Raw genomic sequence first — 20064 nt, 5'->3', positions numbered from 1 at the left:
GTTATTGATTTTTGGGATGAAATGATTCTTTCTCCAAATCGCGCATTTGAGCAACTTTGGGAGTGGATCCTCCGCCATCAAATTCGGAACCTAACCAAGCATCAATTATTTTTTTTGCCAATTCGGGACCGATAACCCGTTCTCCCATAGTAATAATCTGCGCATCGTTACTTTTTCGCAGGCGTTCTGCAGAAAATACATCGTGACATGTTCCTGCAAATACACCTTCCACTTTGTTAGCAATCATTGCCATTCCAAGGCCTGTACCACAAATGCTTATTCCTCGGTCGAAGTTTCCCAACTGAATCTGTTTGGCTAAATTGTATCCAATTTCAGGATAAAGTGAATTTTCTTTACTTGCCGAATAATCCAGGTCGGTTATGTCTACCCCTTTCTCTTTAAGATAATCAAAAAGAACTCTTTTTAGATTTACTGCTGCATCGTCGCAATCTATACAAATTTTCATACGTCAAAAATTGTTTGTTTTAATGGTAATTCACGAAACGTACACTACTTTAATCTCCTATAAACTTTGCTTTATATCCGTTTCCTGACCGTATTTTTTATTATTCGAATTTCATACTCACAACATGCATACGACATACTGTATACAATGTATGGCAAAAAAAATTAAGCCTACCTTGTAACGTGAGGTAGTTCTTTTTCCAAAAACTTAAGGCTTTCTTCTACCCAGTAATCCGGGTTTTCAACAAATCCTCCGCTTGCTTCACTACCCATTTCGATACCTGCCACACAAGGTTCTCCCAATTTTGCACAGTTTTCTTCAATTCCCAGTTCAATGCATTTATCAACGTACTGGCGGAAAGGAACAGCTCCGGTGCCTAGGATGCTGTTGGTATGAGCAAAGCTTTCTGTTTCACTAAGGTGGACATGAATCATTCGGTTTTTCAGTTTTTCAAGTTGCGACGGTTCTTCACGGGTAATAACGAGGTGCCCAACATCGATATTGGGATACATATTTGGCAGACCAATATCTTCAATTGCTTTTGCCAATTTGTAGGTATTGTTACATATAAAATAAACATGCGGATCGAGCTCAATACCAACCAACAGATTTTTATCTAAACACCATTCAGCAAATCGGCCTACATTCTCGAGCATATACAACCATGATTGTTCGGGAGTTACACCTAACTCGTATAATCCACCGCCCCAGCATACCAGCAACTGACGACCACCCAATTCCATCTGAAACTCGGCACAGGTTTTCATATAATCGAAAACGGCATCGCGTTTTTTGGAATCAGGGTGTGCACTGTCTTTTGTAGCCACCAGCAGCATTTGGGTGCTGTGAATGTCGTTATCTTTTACTATTCTTATAGCTTCGCGTTTTTGCTCAGCAGTCATGGTTTGCGGATTTCCCTTGCGGATTCCGGCGTATTCGATATACTTAAAACCGTATTTGGCTGCTGAACGCAATGATTCTTCAGGACCTTTGTTTCCTACCTCGTAAACGAGGGTGTTTAATGCTAATTTCATTTAATTTATTAATTACCCGTTGTTATTTCTTTAAGCTTTTCAAAAAACTGCAGTTTACGTTCTGAGTTAATTCTCCAATCGACCGGAACAGATTGATATCCAATTGAAATATCAGTTTCATCCTTCCTCCTAAAGTCAAAATATCCCCACGAAGCATAAGACTCAACAGCAGCTTTCATATTGTAATCGGTAGCATCGTATGCGTAATGATCGTCTTCATTAAAAAGAACCGGCATTTCACGGTAACCTTCAACTTCCCTCGTTTGCTGAACCATCTCTCTTATTCGTGCGGGATCCTCCACCCCATTTCCATGAATAAGAATAAAATCGGCTGATTTAACGACGTTGGATAGTGGTATGTAATTTCCGCCATAACTTGTACTGGTCAGCAGGCTAAAACCATTCTTTGTTTTTGATTTTACCAGATCTATCAATTCGTGAATACGATCTTCTTTTAGAATATCGTGATCATAAGCTTTTATATTGCATTCATTATTTACCTCTACCAGTACATTTCTGTACCCCTTATCCAGGAGCCAGTCGGTTGTCAGGTTGGTAGCATTAATTATAGCTGCTTCGTCGTTAAGAAACTCGTCTTGCCCAAAATAGAAGTAACCCAGTATGCACACCATACCAAGTTCGTCAGCTTTATTCAGAATTTTTTCGAGTCGGGCAAAATAAGCAGGTTTCAATTCTCCGTTTTCATCGAATGCGGTGTTTTTCCATCCTTTATTACCGTAGCCCGTCGGGCTTCCTCCCTGAAGGTTTAGCGTAAAGGCAAGCAAACCATGTTCTTTCCAGGCAGGCATGGCAGCTATAAACTCGTCGGTATTTCTATCCGGGCTCCACTCTTCCGTATCAGGGTATTTCCATAACAAACGGGTTTCAGGGTTTTCGTCATCAAAAATTCCCTGCACCATTCTGGAGTTCATCAGAAGGCCTTCTATTTTATTCCCATTCCAGTAAATACCTTTATAGGTAGGCTCACCGTTTATCAAAAACATGTTATCCTGAATGGATACAGATGTTTTATGAACTTGTTCTTGTGTTTGAGTACAACCCGTTACGAATGCAATTGCAGTAACAATTGTTATTTTTATGAACTTATTAATTCTATTCATTTCCTATTTCTTTTTCCGGATTCATTAATAACCATGCGATAATTGAAAGTATGCTCAGACCGGCACAGATGTAAAAAAACATATCGTTACCCGCCAGTGCATTTTTTGGATCGACACCCGAACGGATCAATCCATCGGCCAGGTACCCAAATGCCAAAATCGAGGTAAAAGCCCCAAGGTTCCCGGCCATATTCATTGTTCCTGATACGGCACCCGCATTTTCTTTACCAATATCAATACAGAAAGCCCACGACGGACTTAAAGTCATATCGGCGCCAAAAATCGCCAGTGTTAAAAACAGCACTTTACAGATATCGGATGTTGCATTTGTCATCAAAATTACGCCAATAGCGGCAAGCGCAAAACCTATAATTGCAGGTAATCTCCGCGATAGCTTCAGGTTTCCCGACTTGTAAATCTTATCCACCAAAATTCCTGAAACCCAGTTACCGATTGCGCCACCAATTAAAGGAGCCATTGCCCAGAAACTGGCTGCAGTGCCGGAACTTTGCATGGCTTCCTTTAAATAAGGGAACATCCAGGTAAGCGTAAAATAAAAAGTGAAGTTGCTGCCAATATACTGTACCATGGCCAGCAACATATTTTTCGATTGCAGTGTTTTAACAAAGCTTAATGACACTTTTTTTACCGACTCATCTTGTTGGCGGGTTTTAAGAATATATTGTTTTTCTTCTTCACCAACTAATCTTGATTCTTCGGGCGAGTTTCGAAAATAAAACCACCAGGCAGTAGCAAATAAGAGGCCTACAGCACCAAAAATAAAAAAGCTTCCTCTCCATCCCAGCAAAGCAATTAAAGCTACAACTATCGGATAAGCAACAGCTCCACCGATCCGCGAGCCTGAGAAGTTAATCCCTTGAATAATACCGCGCTCTTTTACCGGAAACCATTTATAAACCACTTTCGATAGCGTTGGAAATGCACCCGCTTCACCAGCACCAAAAAGGAAACGAATAACTACCATTGATATAAAATTCCAGACAGCCCCCGTTAATGCTGTTAAAATCGACCAAAGCGTTATAATTCCACTCATTACTATACGAGCTCCCTTTTTATCAGCCAATTTTCCTGATGGTGTTTGCATGAGTGCATAGCCTAAAGTAAAGGCTGCCATTACCCAAGCCCACTGAATATTGCTAAGGCCAAAATCGTCGCTTACACTACCTTTGGCAGCACCTATGCAAGCACGATCGACGTACATTAAAACCGAAATAAGGAAGGTAAAGGCAACGAGAATAAATCGTTGAGGTACCAGCGTTTTTTTCATAAGTTTAAAGGTAAAATGAGTTATTTTTTCAACCACTGTTTAACTTTTTCGCAACTTTTACGTGAATGTTCGCGCATCAGTCGTTCTGCTTCAATACCATCGCGTTTTTCCATTGCCTTGATAATCCCCAGGTGTTCGTCGAGTGTCTCTTTGGGTCCCCGAATCAAACCACTCCTAAGGGTTTGTGCGATGATGTTATTTATGATTTCCATCCGACCCAGTATTTGATTCTCACTGGCTTTCAGAATAAAACGATGAAATTCGTGATCGGATTCAACGTATTTCATTTCATCAACATTATTCTGTCCAACAAAAGGTTCAAAGAGTGATCTCAAATAGTTCAAGTCAGCCTTGGTCACATTATCCGTTGCTCTCCGAACGGCGACACCTTCCAGTGCTTCCCGGCATTCGAACGCATCAATTAATTTTGCTTTATCAATTGTGGTAACATAAAAGCCCCGCCGGGGAAGACTCTCCACCAACATTTCATTCTCCAGCATCTGAAATGCCTTGTGCAGTGGCATTCGACTTACGCCAAACATTTGGGCAATTTTTTCCTGTTTCAACTTCTCGCCTTGTTTGAATTCATCAGCAAGAATCATTGCTTTCAGTCTCTTATAAACTTCGTAACTCAGGTCTTTGGTTTCTATTATCATTTTCAAAATAATTTTTGTATACAAAAATCAAAATTACAATTTTAAATTACATTCATGCTGTAACAAACTTGAAATTTCACTGAAAGAACACATTCCCGAAACATGATGGAAGGACATGTTTATTAGACAAAACCTCCTCCGGGTAAAAACCCGGAAGAGATTGATGTTAACTAAACTAACTAAAGATCTACCTCCATTTGATTGCTATAATTCATTACGGACGCTCCATCCGCCTGAGCACCAATTCGAATGTAGTAATGAGTACCAGTTTCCAATCCATCAATGGATATACTTCCTGAAGCTATAGATAACGCGACAGTCTTGGTAAAATACACGTTTGTACGAGATCCGATTGCTGCGGTAGGATATGGAACCGTACTGCAATAAACTTCCATTTTTTTAATGCTATTTCCAGCATTTGGTACAATTGAATAATTTACAGAAATACTGGAACCGCTTCCTGAACCACCACTAATTTTTGGAGAAATAAACGGAGAAACTATAAAGTCTTGCATTATTTCAGACTCGTTACTAAAATCAATGGTTACGGGTGTACTTTCAACAATCGGACCTTCCATCCATACTTCATATTTTTTGGGAAATACTTTTGTATTCTGATATTCACCTTCCCCATTTACGCGAATTTCCAAGGCTTGTGCATCTCCTTCACCAAGCAATTTGACTATCAAATTATTGCTGCTGGCATCAGCATAAACAGGAGTTCCACTATCATCTTTAATGGTTCCTTTGATCGCGCCGTTTAGCCCGAAATCAGTTACCTCATAATCACACTTAATCATTAAAAAGGTGACCATGACCAATACTAACAATTTTATATTTTTCATTTTCATATCTACAGATTTTACAATTAGTACAAAGGATTCTGAATCAACAGTGGATTATTATTAAGCATTGAATTGGTTATTGGCAAATAATAATGTTCTTGCCTAAAAACCCTGTTAAACTGTTCAGCATTAAGTGGCAGAAAATAGTATTTATTTGAGTCGTAGTGCCATATTATTCTTAATCCCTTGAATTGGTGATTAAGAACCTGATCAGCTGTTCTCCATCGTCTTAAATCCCAGAAACGTTTGTTTTCGAACGCAAATTCTGCCATCCATTCCGTTTTAATCTTTTCCCAGGTAATAGAGTTTTGATCAACCAAACTAATTCCTGCCCTTTCGCGTGTAGCATTTAGTGCTGTTGCAGCTGCCGCTTTATTATTTAGCTGGAACTCTGCTTCCGCTTTGGTCAGATACATTTCTGCCAAGCGCATGATGGTCCAATCCACTTGGCTTTGGTTGGCCGGCACGGGAAGATTTGGTTCATCACACCATTTGCGTACAAGGAATCCTGAGTTAGTTGTTTTGTCATCACCAACAACTAACCTGGAATCAACACCAACTTGTTTTACGCCATTGTAACTTAAGCTAGGATTGTTGACAATATTAGCAGGATCTGGTGTCTCACCTACATCTATTCCCTCATAGGTTTGCATAACATCGTTTACAAATGGTACACCCTGGAATAAAACAGTGGCATACAAGCGAGGATCTTTGTCTTTAAAGATATCCCAGCCGTCATTGTAAAGATAATTCTCATTAAAGAACTGAGTATAATCAACTTGAGATCCATCTACATTTTCAAAAGCTAGAATAAAGTCAAGAGTTGGATTACACCTTGATCCCTGGCCACTTGCAAATCTGGCAGGTGCTTTCCAGTGATCCCAGTTTTGGCTTACTTCTACTCCGTTATACTCTTTGGCAAACATTACTTCACTATTGCCTTCATCCAGGAAAATGTATTGATGATTTTGAGCTTTGTCTGATTTGCCCTTGTATAACGAATATACTTCTGAATTGATCACCTGAGTGGCAGCTGCTGAAGCTTTGCCATAAAAATCGTTGGCTCTACCGGCCGGAACACCTACAAGACCATCAAGTTGTACCAAACCAAATTTTGCAATTGATGCAGCCCACAAATTAGCACGAGCTTGCAAGGCCAGGGCGGTCCATTTATTTATTCTTGCCGTAGGATTCTGGCTTGTTGTATTTCCCAGCAAATTAACAGCGTTTGTATATTCCTGATCGACAAAATCGTAGATCTCTTCTTCCGTATTTCTTTTTTTAAGATCATCCGAGATAGCTCCGTAGGGATCAATCACCTCAGTGATTAGTGGAACCCCGCCATAACGTTTGGCCATTTCAAAATAAGCGGTAGCACGCATGGCTGTCACCTCGCCCAGCATTTGCTGTTTTGCATTCTCAGAGATTGGTGACGCCGGTGCTTCTTCAAGAAATACATTTAAGTCTCTGATATATTCATAATCCCAGTATTGCAAATCATTCGGCACATTACTTTTCGACATTGTACCATTTGTAATTGCATTGCTGTTTCCGCTACTTCCGGTTGCTTCATCACAATATTGGAAGTAATCAACATAGGCAAAAGACGGGAAACGGCTATATAAATCAATTACATATCCCATCATTAAAGACTCATCTTCCCACACGTCACTATCTGAAATTTTATCTAATGGAGTGCGGTCTAGCACGTCTTCGCAGCTAAATGCTCCGAGTACAAATACTATAATTAATATTCTGAATATTTTATTTTTCATTGTTGTATCGTTTAGTATTAAAAGTCCAGAATTACACCGAAACTATAGGTTTTCGTTAAAGGATAATTTAATGCCGCATCTACTCCCCCATTATTTTTTTCTGTTTCCGGATCTAAGAAATCAAGTGCTGAGAAAGTCAAAACGTTGTATCCGGATGCGTAAACTTTCAGGTTATCAATACCAACCTTGCTCAATAAGGGCTTAGGCAGGTTATATCCTAATTCGATAGATTTTAGGCGGATATATGATCCATTTTTATACCAAAAACTTGTATTCTTATTGGTATTTTGAGTTGAGTAACCGGGCCAATAAAAATTAGGGAATATAGGGTCTGACACGGTATTGCTTGGCATTCCCCACTCATTTTCGGGTATATAGGAATCATCATACATTTCTTTAAATGGTGCGTTTCCTCCTCTGAAAGGTTGGCTAAGGTCATTACTTCCACCGTAGTGTAAATCAAACAAACCAGCTCCCTGCCAAAGCATATTAAAATCGAAGCCATTCCATGACGCAGCTGTGTAGATACCATAAATGATATCAGGTGAAGTTCCCCTACCAATAATGACGTTGTCGTACGAATTAATAACACCGTCTTCGTTGTAATCGATAATCTTGACATCACCAACATTTATTGTAGCATTGTTTCTGCCATCAATTACAGCCCAGTTGTCAATCTCTTCCTGAGAAGTAAATACGCCATCAGCCTTATATCCCCACCGGGTGTCGGACCATTCACCTATCCGGTTATTTCTGCGAAAATCTTCTTCTGAAGCGTAAACCGGCTGGTCGACATACTCAACCTTCTCGCGGGTATAGGAAATGTTACCACCCAGTGTAAGTTTCAATTCACCAAAATTCTGAATGTACTCGGCAGAAAACTCAATTCCGCGGTCACTGTATTCCTCAATGTTTTCCTGAGATAATGTTGCACCAACAATATCGGGGAGAGAAACTTGTCTGTCTCCCAGTACATCGGTTCTTTTTCTGTAAAATACATCAATCGCACCACTCAGTCGATTATCAAAAAATCCGTAGTCAATACCAATATTTGAAGTTGTCATTTTCTCCCAGGTAATACTGTAGTTCGGGATATTATCAGCATTTATACCGGAGCGAACAACACCACCGATCATAACCTCGGCCGGTTTGATTGAGTAAGTCGACAGGTATTGGTAATTACCCGTATTGTCGTAACCAAGTTTACCCCACGAAGCACGAAGTTTTAAGTTGCTAAGTGCCGATATATTGTCTTTTATGAATCCCTCTTCTGATATTCTCCAACCTGCTGAAACAGATGGGAAAATACCCCAACGTGTATCCGAAGGAAATTTAGGAGAACCGTCGCGACGAACATTAAATCCTAACAGATATTTATCTTTTAAACTGTAATCTAAACTAAAGATCTGACCAATCCGGCCATCCTGCCATCCACGGCCATCGTTTGATTTATCCAAATCAGGCCCCGCGAACAGGTAATCAATATCAAATTCATAACGAATTCTATTGGCATTAAACCAATCACCCTGGCTTGATAGACGTTCATAAACAGCAAGAGCGTTAATGCGATGATCACCAAATTCCTTATTCCAATTTAGAATGTACTGCTGGTTTAAAGCAGATGATTGTGTACTTCTTTCATCCAACCAATTGTATTTATTGAAATTTCTGTGATTATGATATACGATATTACCCTCTGCATCATAATCAAACCAATAAGCAGGTGCCAGATTTTCTTTTCGTTTATCGCGACGGTATAATTTCTTGTAATTATAATTGGCTTTAATGGAGAAACCATATGGAAGCTTATAAGAAAGAGAAAATTTGGTATCGGCCGTTAACTGGTTCCATTTGTAATAACCAACATGATCAATTTTTGTAGCCGAAACCGGGTTGAGGTCGTCATTACCCATTGCAGGGTATTTGGTTGGATCAGGATATTCTCCCGGATATTGAGGACGTGACCTATATAGTAACATCATTATTCCCAGATGCCCATTCCGGTTTTCCATATCCCAGCTGGGACCAATATAATCGTTTTCCAATAACGCAATGTCGATACCCAAATCAAGATTTTTAGCCAGTGAAATATCCAGATTCGATCTTAAATTTAATTTCTTGTTTTTGAGATCATTCGACTCATAAAGACTCTCCTGATAGTAATAACCTCCGGAAACAAAGTACTTCACCTTTTCGGAGCCACCTCTTACACTAATATTATGTTGTGTTTGTGGGGCAAAATTTCTTAATGTCAGATCCCACCAGTCGGTATTTGGATATGCAGGATCATTTCCTGCTTTAAATTTGTTTATGTCGTCCATTGTCCATAAAGGATCAAGTCCTGCATTTTGTCGAGCCACATTTTCGAACTGGGCATTTTCCCATGAACTTACGGCGTGTGGAAGCATGGTAAGTTTTTGCACGCCATAGTTGCCGGTGTAACTAAACTTAGCATCCTGTATTTTACCTCTCTTAGTTTTTACAAGGATTACTCCGTTACCAGCCCTTGCACCATAAACAGCTGCAGTGGCAGCATCCTTTAGAACGTTGAATTCTTCAATATCATTTGGATCGAGCAATAAAAATTCTTCATTCGTAGCTGGCATACCATCAATTATCAATAATGCATCTCCAAAGCCCCGAATACTGTAAGAAATCCCATTGTAATCTCCAGGTTGAGCATTTTTCGTTTTCACAAAAACACCAGTCGCCCTTCCTGCAATTGATTGCGCAATAGTTGGAGTTGGCACGGTAGTCAGTTCCTCTGTTTTTACAGTTGATACCGATCCCGTAACATCAACTTTCTTCTGGGTGCCGTAACCCACTACCATCACCTCTTCCAAACCAACAATATCCGGCTTTAAGGTAACGTTGAGAACACTGTTTCCTTCGACCGGAATGGTTTGAGATAACATACCAATAAAGGTAAATTTCAACTTGTCTTCCGGTTGTACACCAGAGAGCTCGTAACTACCATCCACATTTGAAATAGTCCCTTTTGTTGTACCGTCTATCACTATAGAAACCCCAGGGAGTGGCATTTGGTCTTCACCCATCACCATCCCTTTCACCGTTTGATTTTGTGCATTAGCACTCATAACAAACAGTACAAAAAAGCCTAATAAAGTTAATAGCTTTTGCATCATAAGTTTACGTTTTAGAATTGATATTAGATCATAACGATTGCTAATATACTATATTTTGTATACAATATACTTTATACATTATCATGTTGTGTAACATACCGATTCATTCGTCGAGCGTGAAAGAATAATATTGAGGGAGCTTCCCGAATACATAAAAAGAATTGGGTATGCATCTTTTCTGGAAATCAGTACTTTTACGATTTTATGATCGGAACCTATAGAGAAGCACCAATAGATCTTTTTTGAGAGAGAAGATCTATTTTATATTTGTGTGGATGACAAATTTTTTCATAATTGCATCAAACTGTGTTTTATCCAGTGAAATCATACAACCATGCCGACACTCTACCGGAATTTTAGTTTTCATGGTATAAACATCGCACCACGGCCCCATCAGCGAAGGTGCCTGCGCCGCTTCATATTGTATGCCCGGGTATTGCTCGAAATACATCAGCCAACCTCCATCCTTTTTGTGAATTACAGTCGGTGCTTCGCGGTAACTTGGCGATACTTTTCCGCCCGGGTAAGAATAAGGGCCTTCAAGTTTTTCAGATACACAAATTCGGATACTTTTGCCCGTGGGCCAGAACTCGGTGGCTTCACATTCATCTTTAATTATGGCATAATACAATTCGCCCTCTTTTCGAATGATGACATCAATCGTCCCCATTTCGAAATCGAACAGACGTTTTGCCGGGCTGAATGATTTGAAGTCATAAGTTGTCACAAAAAAAGTTCGCATACTGCACCAGTAATTTGCCGCATCTTCACGTGCAATTCCTTCTTTAGGACAATGCCATGTAATAATATACTTTGATGAAGCTTCATCGTAAAACATTTTAGGGGCGCCATACCATGAAGCATTAGCTTTGTGTCCAAGATTCTTCTCAAATACCTCACGTGGTAAATCCATCTCCTCTTTCCATTTCAGCAGATCATCCGAACTCCAAAGTTTAGGGCGACCAGTGTTTTCTTCTACACCAATCTGATAGTACCGGCCATCGTGTCCCTTGCAAATATCCGGATGACCGCGATAAGCCTCGTCGATACGTTTCCCATCATTTAGTAAAGTCCAGTTCAAACCATCTTCCGAAATAGAATAATATAAATGGCCGTAATCTTCTTTGGTCATGTGGGCAAATAAATAACCCGCTATTTTCGCATTATTAAGTTTCGATACCAGAACGCGACCAAATGAACGTGCACCGGCCGGTCCGTTTGCCGTTATTATATTTTCGTCAACAACAACTGAGTCGGTAGAATAAATAGCACCGTTTTCTTCAAGCTGACAAACAAAGCCCTTTACCGGGTATGTTGTGGCGGTTACACCTTTAAGAACTCCAGCTCGTGCCAGTGAAACTGCTCCTGCACAAATTGCAGTAACAAGCTTGTCTCTTTCCTCAAATTCATAAATGAGTTTATTAACTAATTCATTATCCCAAAGATACTGCCCGGTACCTTTGCCTCCCATTATACAAATTCCATCAAATTCGTCGACCTTCACCTCATTTAATAACAAAGTAGCCTGAATGGTGTCTCCCATAACACCACCAATATTACCAACTTTCAGACTGGATATTATCACATCAATTTGAGCCGAATCAAGAGCTAACATTGGATCTGAAAACTCGGTATCATGAAACTTGTCCGGCGGTACTACCATTAGTAACTTTGGTTCCTGTGCTATGGTATTTAAGCTCAAGTATAAAAGAAATATTACCGTAAAATATAAGTACTTCATTGAGTTCAGATTAATCAATTTTAGTTAAACGATAAATTTTTGCACTATGTGGAGGCAATAGTTGAGTAATTTTATTGCTCACCTTGTCAATATCTTCTTTAAGCCATAAATCTCTTCGCTGATATTCTCCCTGCAATTTTTCCCAAAAGAAATCGAACACAACCTCCTGTTCTTCTGCACTAAGATTAAATAATGCCAAATATTTGTTTTTGGTTCCTGGTACATCAGCGATCCATACGCGCGATTCTTTTCCGATGAAAACCTGGTGATTGTTTTCACTGTTTTGATTCACTTCCAATATTTCTTCGTTTAACAGGAATTTCTCGTATTCTTTTGGTGTCGAAACCGGATCTCCACCCCACATCAGTGGAGAACGTGCAATGCTCCAAAGCGTCATCATCAAACGGATTTCGTGATCTGTTAAGTTGGTCAAATGTTCCGGTTTGTTTCCATTCGGGTAGCCAGACAAGCATAGATTACCAATCGGAAGCATGTCAGCATCTGGCCAGGTTCCACCGCCAATAAAAGGCACCCAATGTGAGGTAAGATCAAACATGCGTTCTATATCCTCCCAGCGATCCCAAAAATCCTTTGAAATGCGCCAAAGGTTGGCATTCTCCACCAAATGATCGACATAGGAAAGCTGTGCTTCTCCCCAGGATAAACTCAATACCATAGAGCGACCACTGTTGAGTATCGCTTTGTGCATCATCTCAATTTCACCGGCATGATAAAATGGCTTCATCATATCATCTGCCTTGATATAATCGACACCCCATTCTGCATACATTTTAAAGATTGAATTGTAATATTCCTGTGCCCCGGGTTTATTAATATCAACCATGTGCATCGTATTTGTCCAGGAGCGAGGTGCATAATGTATAATATCGCTGGCATGATAATTCGTTCCCATTATTGAAGTGTTCTCTGCAACGGCTTGCCGCGGTATGCCTCTGATAATATGAATTCCAAATTTCATCCCTTTTGAATGCACATAATCGGCAATAGCTCTAAATCCATTCTCTTTTGCAGAAGGAAATCGATTTGGAGAAGGAAGCAAACGCCCGTATTCATCCATTGTCAGTTCTGGTGAATAAGTGCCATCCTCGTTCCATTCCTGAGAAATAAGAAAAGTTTTCCAATTATCGGGATCCCAACCTTCAGGTCCGGGATTAAACCAGCAAAAATCTATTATAGCATGATCGTAACCTTTTGGCAGGTATTTTTCAGCCAGAACATCAACGCATTGTTTAAATTGCTTTTCGGTAATTGCACCATGGTAGGCATCGTAACTATTCCATCCCATAGGAGGTTTTGGTGCCCATTCATGATGATTCTGACCAATGGAACAGAATGTTTGTCCGATAAAAAATACAGCAAGTACTAATCGAAATAATGAATTCATCAATTATTAATTTAATTGGTTAATCTTCCAGTCCGCGGTAGGTAAAATTTTGAAAAACAACGGTTCCATTACCAAATGCAAATAAACGTATGTTGTAACTTTCGTGCTGGCGCAAACCTTTGCCAAACGATTGCCAGTTTTTACCATCGTCACTAACGTAGAAAGAAAGATCTTTTCTAAAATTTTTGATTTTCATGAATACCCGACCATCATTTTTCACTGGAATTTCAGCATCGCGTTTTCGCCATTCGGGTGCTTCTGAGAAAGTAGATTGACTTCCGTCAGTTTGTATTCCATCGTAGCCAAGAGCAATGCCTGCCAGTGTATTCTCATCGTTCACATCTACTTCAACGGTTACCTCGAAGGATGCATTGACTGCCCCAACTGTAATTGAGGTTCCTTCGCGAATTGAATTACCGGTTGCGTTCATGATTAGTTTTCCATTTCCAAATTGTAAATGCTCAGCCACATCATGTCCAATACTCCATTGTATCCCCGGAATTTCAGAATTAAAATCGTCTGATAAAGCCAAGCCATGTCCAACATTTTCGCCCTTAGGCAATGGAAGCAGATCGGCAGCATTCAAACTATTTTTAACCATAGGCCATCCATCGTCTGTCCATTCAACGGGAAGTAGCAAACAACTTCGACCTAACTCGGTATAACCATTTAATCGCCCATGATAAACTGTCCACCAAGAGCCGTCAGTGGCTTCAAAAATTGTCCCGTGTCCCTGGTGCCACCACTTTTCATCTTGTCTATACGTGTGAACCAAAGGATTGTATGGTGAATTTACCCAAGGACCGGTAGGTGACTCTGAACGTGCGACAACTGTCATATGTGCCGTCGATGGACCAGATGTTCCACCTTCCGCTGATACTAAATAGTAAAACTTGTCCTTTCGAAACAATTTCGGACTTTCGAGGCACATGCATTCTACGTTCCAGTCTTCCGGATATTGCCATCCGTCGTAAACAAGTTCAGGAGAAGAAACAGCTTTATTGCCTTCATCGTTTAATTTCACTACATAACCATGATTAACATATAGATACTTTTCACCTTCAGGTGTTTGAATAAATCCGGGGTCAATCCCACTCCAGGCCTCATCGTCAGGTACCGGAATTTCGATATCGATTGGTTCGCTCCAGGGGCCTTCGGCATTTTCTGCACTAACTACAAAATTACCAAAGCCTCTTATTTCTTTTCCCGGAAAATTCTGAACAGGCATGTACAAATGAAACCGATCATCAAAATATTGCAGATCGACTGCCCAAACCCTATTAAAACCTTTTGGAAGAGTATGTCTGCAAATCGGTTCCCAGTTTACCATATCGCGCGAGTGCCAAATAATAAAACCATCTCCGCGACTAAATGCCAAATAATAATCGTCTTTGATCCTTACCAATGACGGATCGCCATAGTTCCCTGGAATTATAGGATTAAGGTAGTAACCGTTGCCTTGATCGGCAATAGGTTGTTTTTCTGAAAATACCTGCTGAGTCCGGTTATCAGTCTGTGCGCTTGCCTTATAAAAAACCAGGGTTACCAACAGTAGAATTAATGAACTTAATTGGTTTAGTCGCATAATGTTTCAGTTTTACAACTTAAAAGTACCGACCAAATCAAAAACAGCTTTTGCTGATTGTACAAAAGATTATTCTTATTGTACAATCAGCAAATTATAATTACAAATTTATTTCAATTGCTTTTCAATAACAGGAAATTGAGCAAGGGGCACTTTTATACATCCAATTGCTACGCTAGTCCTATAAAATCCACCTCCATATTATAAGAAAATTTCGACTCCCAAGAAAATTTCGATAATATTATTTGGTCGTAAATTATAGATGTTCCCAATTCTATTTGTAAACAGGACTTTTCCACTCTTCTTTTGGATGATGTTTACTTTCTGCTGCCCAACGTATTCCTCGTTTTTGTATTGCCAGTGGCTCTTCTTTAAAGTCAGACATTACGTGACCTAATGATGAATAAAATACACGACCTTCTCCATAATATTTTTTCCAAACCACCGGCATAACACATTTATCAATCCAGGATGCATGCTCGCCTGTAAATTCAGTAGTGGCAAGTACTTTTACATTTGGATCAACATGCATATAATATTGTTCGGAGTGCATGGAAAAATCTTTCATCCCTTTAGTAATCGGATCTTTATGATTTGTGATCTGAACCGAATAGTCGATTACACCTCCGGGATGAGCTACCCATTGCCCACCAACCATAAACTGGTATGCCACATTATTTCGGAATGAATCTCCAATTCCACCGTGCCAGCCTGCTAAACCAACTCCTCTTTTAACAGCAGCTAACAATGCCTTTTCCTGTTCTTTTGTAATGGTTCCCATCGTCCATATTTGAATGATTAAATCGAGTGAGTTCATAAGCTCCTCATTCAAATATGAGTCAAGTGTGTCAGAAACAGTCACTTCTGCACCTTCCGACTTTAGCCAGGGCACAAATAAATCGACCGATTGGGCAGGCTCATGTCCTTTCCATCCACCATACACATAAAGTACTTTTTTCCCTTTTAAACTTGGTGTAAGCAACTCTTTTGATCTTGCAAAAACTTCATTAGGCATTAACAACAGTCCAGTTGCGGCTGCCATTGTTGATTTTACAAAATATCTTCTCGACAAAGATTTCATTATATTAAATTTAGTTGTTATAAAGTTGAGTTTCCAAAGAATCAAAATAGATTCTATAATTTATATCCATTCTCATACTCACGATGATAGAATTTCTCGGCTTCCGAATCATTAATGAAATACTGTTCTTCAGGCGACCAGGCAACTGGCCGATTTAATTCATAAGCAACATTTCCGAGAATACTGCAGGCGGCAGTTCTTTGTCCAACCTCCACCGGAACGATTGGATCAATTCTGGCCCTTACAGCATTAATGAAATTTTCTAAGTGTCCTGAGCTTTTTTCATACAGGCCGGCTTCTACTTCATCTTTTTCTGGTAATAACGAAGGATCTGAGGCAGCTATACTTCCGCGACTAACTTCGATCCAACCATCTTCTCCCCAAAATTTTACACCCCTGGTATTTTTTTCATCATAAGCTTCGTTGGTCATTGTAATTCCCCTATCATACACATACGTAAGGAATTTTGTGTCTTTATATCCAGGAGGGATAACTTCAACAGGGCCACTATGATCTTTCTTTAGTCCCCACTGGCCAATGTCGAAATTGTGTGCTCCCCAGTCACAAGTAAAACCACCACCAAGTCCTTTGTAGTATCGCCATCTCGCCCAGAAAGTTTCCTTTGTTGGAGGGTTGATTGTAATAGGAGGATTTAGTTTTGAGTTGTAATGCACGTAAGGCATTGGTCCCAACCATTGTTTCCAATCCAAATCGGCAGGAATTTGCTCTTCAGGCAAATCGTAAACAGCTGGTCCCGGCCCAACGAATGCATTCACTTTCTTCAATTTTCCAATTTCCTCGCGGTGAACCATATTTACAGCATGCTGATAATTGCTATCGGAACGTTGCTGACTACCTGTAGCAAAAATAATATTGTTTCGGCGAACAGCTGCTGCCACCAAAATACTCTCTTTTATCGTATATGTAATTGGTTTCTCCTGATAAATATCCTTACCGGCATTACAGGCATCTATTGCAATTAGTGCATGCCAATGATCGGGTGTTGCAATTACAACCGCATCGATATCCTTACGGTCTAATATTTCCCGATAATCTTTATACGTTTTTACATCAACCTTTTCATTTCTCGATTTATAAAATTCGTTGACTTTTAATTCAAAACGATCTCTTTTAATTCCGTATACATCGGCACCTGCAACAATTTCAACCCCTCGAATTTTACTGAAACCGTTTAGCAGATTCATTGCTTGTTGACCAAGCCCAATAAATCCAATTCGAATAGTATCGTTGGCTCCCATAGCCAATGCTTTACTCCATGGTTGAAGTGTCAATCCTGCTACTCCAACCAAAGAGCTTTGAATAAATCTTCTTCTTGAGAATTCTTTCATCTTAGTTCATTTTATTTAAGTTTATCTTGAACACAGGATATTCGAACTAAAAAAATATAATCAAAATATCCTCATCCCTTATTTTCGCACTAATAAGATATCACCTGTTTAGTGTAAGTTGGTCCGTTAGAGAATATGTTACCATCCATATCAAACTCTAACGGATCAATTACCAACTTAGGAATTCCATCTTCTCCAATTCCATGGCACGAGAGCCAATAACGACCGTCAGGTCCCTTAAATATTTCGTTATGCCCAACCTGGTTAAACGGATTGTCAGGATTTCCCTCCCATTCAAAACCATTCTTTTTGCATGCCTGCTTACTCATTGCTCCATAAAACGGATTACCGGGGTGTTTTGTCCATGGCCCGGTAATTTGTGGTGCAGTGGCGTATCCAATTTCGTAACCACGAGTCCAGCTTGAATAGAAAAGGTAATAGGTTTTATTGTTCTTAATTACATAAGCCCCCTCAATTCCAATAGCATCCCAGTCGTGATATTTTGCAACTTTGGGTATCGGTCGCCCATCGTACCCTGGAGTTTTTACTACTTCTCCATTATCATCGTATTCGTAATCAACTTTAGCCGGTTGAATCGCCGATTGTGGTTCGGTTAAAAAAGTTGCTTTTTCCAAATCGATTTGGGCAAAGCCAATTCCAAATTCGCGGCCACGGTTCCAGAATGCCCAAACTTTGCCATCGTCATCTTCAAAAAAAGTAAGATCGTTGCCATTGCAAAGTGGCTTTTCTTTGGTTACCACAGAATACGGTCCTTCAATATTATCGGCCACCGCGTACCCAGGGTGCTGGCCAATGTAACCCAAAGAATCATTTATGCAATTGAACAGAGCAAAATATTTTCCACCAATTTTCTGAATCTCAGGTGCCCAGAATCGGCGGTGATACCACTTGTCTATTTCAGGGCGTTTTACCACATAATCAACAAACTGCCAGTTTAACAGGTCTCTCGATTTATACAGAACCACACCTTTGTTTAGGTTACCATCTATTTCCTGGCGACTCCAGTGTGGATACGATGTTCCGGTTAAATACCACCATTCCCCATCGCGTATCACCTGGCAATCTCGCAATCCATTTTCGTCAATTCCATTTGAAATGGGATTTTGGTATTCGAAAGTTTGCTTAGGTTTGTTGCAGCCCCAAACTGCAATCAACAGAAAAATGGTTAGAGCTTTTCTTACATTATTCATATTTTTACAATTTTTAATAGGTTATATGCTTCCTTATTAGTTGACAATTAATCAATTAAGACAAAGCATCCACTTATTTCAATTTCTCTTTCAGTAATTCCATATATACTCCTCCCACTACTGATCTGGCAATAAAACCACGCCATTCACCGGTTTTGGTATAGTACCAATCAGTCATGGGGACCCGTTCGGGAGTTTCGTTCAGAAAACGATAAACCGGTTTCACCAGTTGTTTGAATTCTTCTTGAGAATTAGCCAGTGAGGCAGTCCACAATATCCAGTCAAGTTTGGTGTAACTATCGCGGTTATCAAGGGGTAATCCATAACGGTTCTGAACTTTAAGATAATAGGCAATCTCTTTGTTTTCTACTTCCTCAGGAAAAATGTGAAACCCCAGCATATCGTCCCACACCATATTATATTTTTGCGACCAACTTCCTTCTGCATCAAATGCCAAACGGTAGTGATCTCCATCATCGGCTGCTTTCATCCATTTCTGAACCATTTCCTGTGCTTGTTTCATATAATTGTCAGCCTCAATTTTCATTCCCTGCATTTCACAAAGCAAAGAATAGGATGCGAGTCCCATAATAGCTTTAACCGAAAGATTCGCATTATGTGCCAGATGACCGGCGAAATCATCTGTACAAAGCTGATTATCCGGGTCGAATCCTTTCTCACTGAGGTATTCGGCCCACTTGGTAATGGTATCCCAATATTTTTTTGCATAACTTGCGTCGTTTTCTGTTTTAGAAATAGCAGCTGTTAAAATCAGCATATTACCACATTCCTCCACAGGCATCTGACGATCTTCAGTTTTCTCGCCACCACCATATTTTTGTCCGTTACCCAATGGGTATTTACCTATATCATGAGGGGCGTATGGCCAGGGCCAGCGTCCAGATTCAGCATATTCAAATATTGGTGTTGTTTGTGCCTTAATTAAATCAGGATTGAGGTATAAGAAGATTGGGGCTGCCGGATAAAATACATCAACTGTTCCCATTGAACCGTTACTGAAATTCTCTTTTGAAAAACATAATGGCTCTTCGTTTTCATCTTTTACAACTTTATGTGCTGCCACACTCTGTCTATAAGCTAGTGCACAAATAGTGGCGTATTCTTTTCCGCCTACACTTTCAGCTTCAGCATTTAATTTCAGGTCATATGCATCACAACGCTTTTTTATGGCAGTGTACTCTAGTTCTGCAGTCATAAGAAGTTGATCCATATTTTTGAATTTCTTTTTCCAATATCCTTCCAGTCGCTTACCGAAATATTCAACGGAAAAAATATCGTCGTAAGCCAGCATAATATGTTTTTCAGTTTTACCGGTAGCTTTAACAGTTACAGGTATGGTA

The 20064-nt window shown here is 39.8% G+C and carries 15 protein-coding genes; all 15 read right to left on the bottom strand.

Annotated elements, in window-relative coordinates:
* Position 1: 1 nt before the first annotated feature.
* Positions 2–466, bottom strand: a complete 465-nt coding sequence (locus tag ABZB17_RS00430; protein WP_372647332.1) for an RpiB/LacA/LacB family sugar-phosphate isomerase — start codon at positions 464–466, stop codon at positions 2–4.
* 170 nt (positions 467–636) lie between these two features.
* Positions 637–1500, bottom strand: coding sequence for a sugar phosphate isomerase/epimerase family protein (locus ABZB17_RS00425; RefSeq protein ID WP_372647331.1), 864 nt, complete (start codon positions 1498–1500; stop codon positions 637–639).
* Between the two features lie 8 nt (positions 1501–1508).
* Positions 1509–2621: a hypothetical protein gene (locus ABZB17_RS00420; RefSeq protein WP_372647330.1), complete on the bottom strand. Its 1113-nt coding sequence runs from the start codon at positions 2619–2621 to the stop codon at positions 1509–1511.
* Complete coding sequence (locus ABZB17_RS00415; protein ID WP_372647329.1) at positions 2614–3909, bottom strand: MFS transporter; 1296 nt, start codon at positions 3907–3909, stop codon at positions 2614–2616. Before ABZB17_RS00415 ends, ABZB17_RS00420 begins: the two co-directional genes overlap by 8 nt.
* Positions 3910–3929: 20 nt before the next feature.
* A complete protein-coding gene (locus ABZB17_RS00410; RefSeq protein WP_372647328.1) occupies positions 3930–4565 on the bottom strand; it encodes a GntR family transcriptional regulator in 636 nt (211 codons plus the stop codon).
* Positions 4566–4744: 179 nt separating this feature from the next.
* Positions 4745–5416: a DUF3823 domain-containing protein gene (locus ABZB17_RS00405; RefSeq protein ID WP_372647327.1), complete on the bottom strand. Its 672-nt coding sequence runs from the start codon at positions 5414–5416 to the stop codon at positions 4745–4747.
* A 17-nt stretch (positions 5417–5433) separates the two neighbouring features.
* Positions 5434–7185: a RagB/SusD family nutrient uptake outer membrane protein gene (locus ABZB17_RS00400; RefSeq protein ID WP_372647326.1), complete on the bottom strand. Its 1752-nt coding sequence runs from the start codon at positions 7183–7185 to the stop codon at positions 5434–5436.
* Positions 7186–7202: 17 nt separating this feature from the next.
* The gene (locus tag ABZB17_RS00395; protein ID WP_372647325.1) at positions 7203–10331 is read right to left on the bottom strand and encodes a SusC/RagA family TonB-linked outer membrane protein; all 3129 of its coding nucleotides are present in this window, start codon (positions 10329–10331) and stop codon (positions 7203–7205) included.
* Positions 10332–10587: 256 nt separating this feature from the next.
* Positions 10588–12072, bottom strand: coding sequence for a DJ-1/PfpI family protein (locus ABZB17_RS00390; RefSeq protein ID WP_372647324.1), 1485 nt, complete (start codon positions 12070–12072; stop codon positions 10588–10590).
* A gap of 10 nt (positions 12073–12082) precedes the next feature.
* Positions 12083–13477: a glycoside hydrolase family 27 protein gene (locus ABZB17_RS00385; RefSeq protein ID WP_372647323.1), complete on the bottom strand. Its 1395-nt coding sequence runs from the start codon at positions 13475–13477 to the stop codon at positions 12083–12085.
* 19 nt (positions 13478–13496) lie between these two features.
* Positions 13497–15062 carry a family 43 glycosylhydrolase gene (locus ABZB17_RS00380; protein ID WP_372647322.1) on the bottom strand — a complete coding sequence of 522 codons (1566 nt, stop codon included), beginning with the start codon at positions 15060–15062 and terminating at the stop codon, positions 13497–13499.
* Positions 15063–15336: 274 nt separating this feature from the next.
* Positions 15337–16143, bottom strand: a complete 807-nt coding sequence (locus tag ABZB17_RS00375; RefSeq protein WP_372647321.1) for a ThuA domain-containing protein — start codon at positions 16141–16143, stop codon at positions 15337–15339.
* Positions 16144–16196: 53 nt separating this feature from the next.
* Positions 16197–17492 (bottom strand): Gfo/Idh/MocA family protein, encoded by a 1296-nt coding sequence (locus tag ABZB17_RS00370; protein ID WP_372647320.1) that lies wholly within the window; start codon positions 17490–17492, stop codon positions 16197–16199.
* Positions 17493–17581: 89 nt separating this feature from the next.
* Positions 17582–18703 carry a glycoside hydrolase family 43 protein gene (locus ABZB17_RS00365; protein ID WP_372647319.1) on the bottom strand — a complete coding sequence of 374 codons (1122 nt, stop codon included), beginning with the start codon at positions 18701–18703 and terminating at the stop codon, positions 17582–17584.
* 73 nt (positions 18704–18776) lie between these two features.
* Positions 18777–20064: glutaminase domain-containing protein (locus tag ABZB17_RS00360; protein ID WP_372647318.1), on the bottom strand; the 1288-nt coding region annotated here is incomplete at its 5' end.

Source organism: Draconibacterium sp., assembly GCF_041583095.1.
Taxonomy (GTDB): Bacteria; Bacteroidota; Bacteroidia; order Bacteroidales; family Prolixibacteraceae; genus Draconibacterium.
The sequence above is the reverse complement of the archived record's forward strand: the minus strand, read 5'-3'. Positions and strand labels throughout refer to the sequence as shown.

Bases quoted from the DNA above. Each gene is read 5' to 3' on its own strand.
- ABZB17_RS00385 (WP_372647323.1), bottom strand. From the start codon at position 13,477: ATGAATTCATTATTTCGATTAGTACTTGCTGTATTTTTTATCGGACAA.
- ABZB17_RS00410 (WP_372647328.1), bottom strand. From the start codon at position 4,565: ATGATAATAGAAACCAAAGACCTGAGTTACGAAGTTTATAAGAGACTG.
- ABZB17_RS00420 (WP_372647330.1), bottom strand. From the start codon at position 2,621: ATGAATAGAATTAATAAGTTCATAAAAATAACAATTGTTACTGCAATT.
- ABZB17_RS00425 (WP_372647331.1), bottom strand. From the start codon at position 1,500: ATGAAATTAGCATTAAACACCCTCGTTTACGAGGTAGGAAACAAAGGT.
- ABZB17_RS00365 (WP_372647319.1), bottom strand. From the start codon at position 18,703: ATGAATAATGTAAGAAAAGCTCTAACCATTTTTCTGTTGATTGCAGTT.
- ABZB17_RS00375 (WP_372647321.1), bottom strand. From the start codon at position 16,143: ATGAAATCTTTGTCGAGAAGATATTTTGTAAAATCAACAATGGCAGCC.
- ABZB17_RS00390 (WP_372647324.1), bottom strand. From the start codon at position 12,072: ATGAAGTACTTATATTTTACGGTAATATTTCTTTTATACTTGAGCTTA.
- ABZB17_RS00430 (WP_372647332.1), bottom strand. From the start codon at position 466: ATGAAAATTTGTATAGATTGCGACGATGCAGCAGTAAATCTAAAAAGA.
- ABZB17_RS00415 (WP_372647329.1), bottom strand. From the start codon at position 3,909: ATGAAAAAAACGCTGGTACCTCAACGATTTATTCTCGTTGCCTTTACC.
- ABZB17_RS00405 (WP_372647327.1), bottom strand. From the start codon at position 5,416: ATGAAAATGAAAAATATAAAATTGTTAGTATTGGTCATGGTCACCTTT.
- ABZB17_RS00380 (WP_372647322.1), bottom strand. From the start codon at position 15,062: ATGCGACTAAACCAATTAAGTTCATTAATTCTACTGTTGGTAACCCTG.
- ABZB17_RS00400 (WP_372647326.1), bottom strand. From the start codon at position 7,185: ATGAAAAATAAAATATTCAGAATATTAATTATAGTATTTGTACTCGGA.
- ABZB17_RS00395 (WP_372647325.1), bottom strand. From the start codon at position 10,331: ATGATGCAAAAGCTATTAACTTTATTAGGCTTTTTTGTACTGTTTGTT.
- ABZB17_RS00370 (WP_372647320.1), bottom strand. From the start codon at position 17,492: ATGAAAGAATTCTCAAGAAGAAGATTTATTCAAAGCTCTTTGGTTGGA.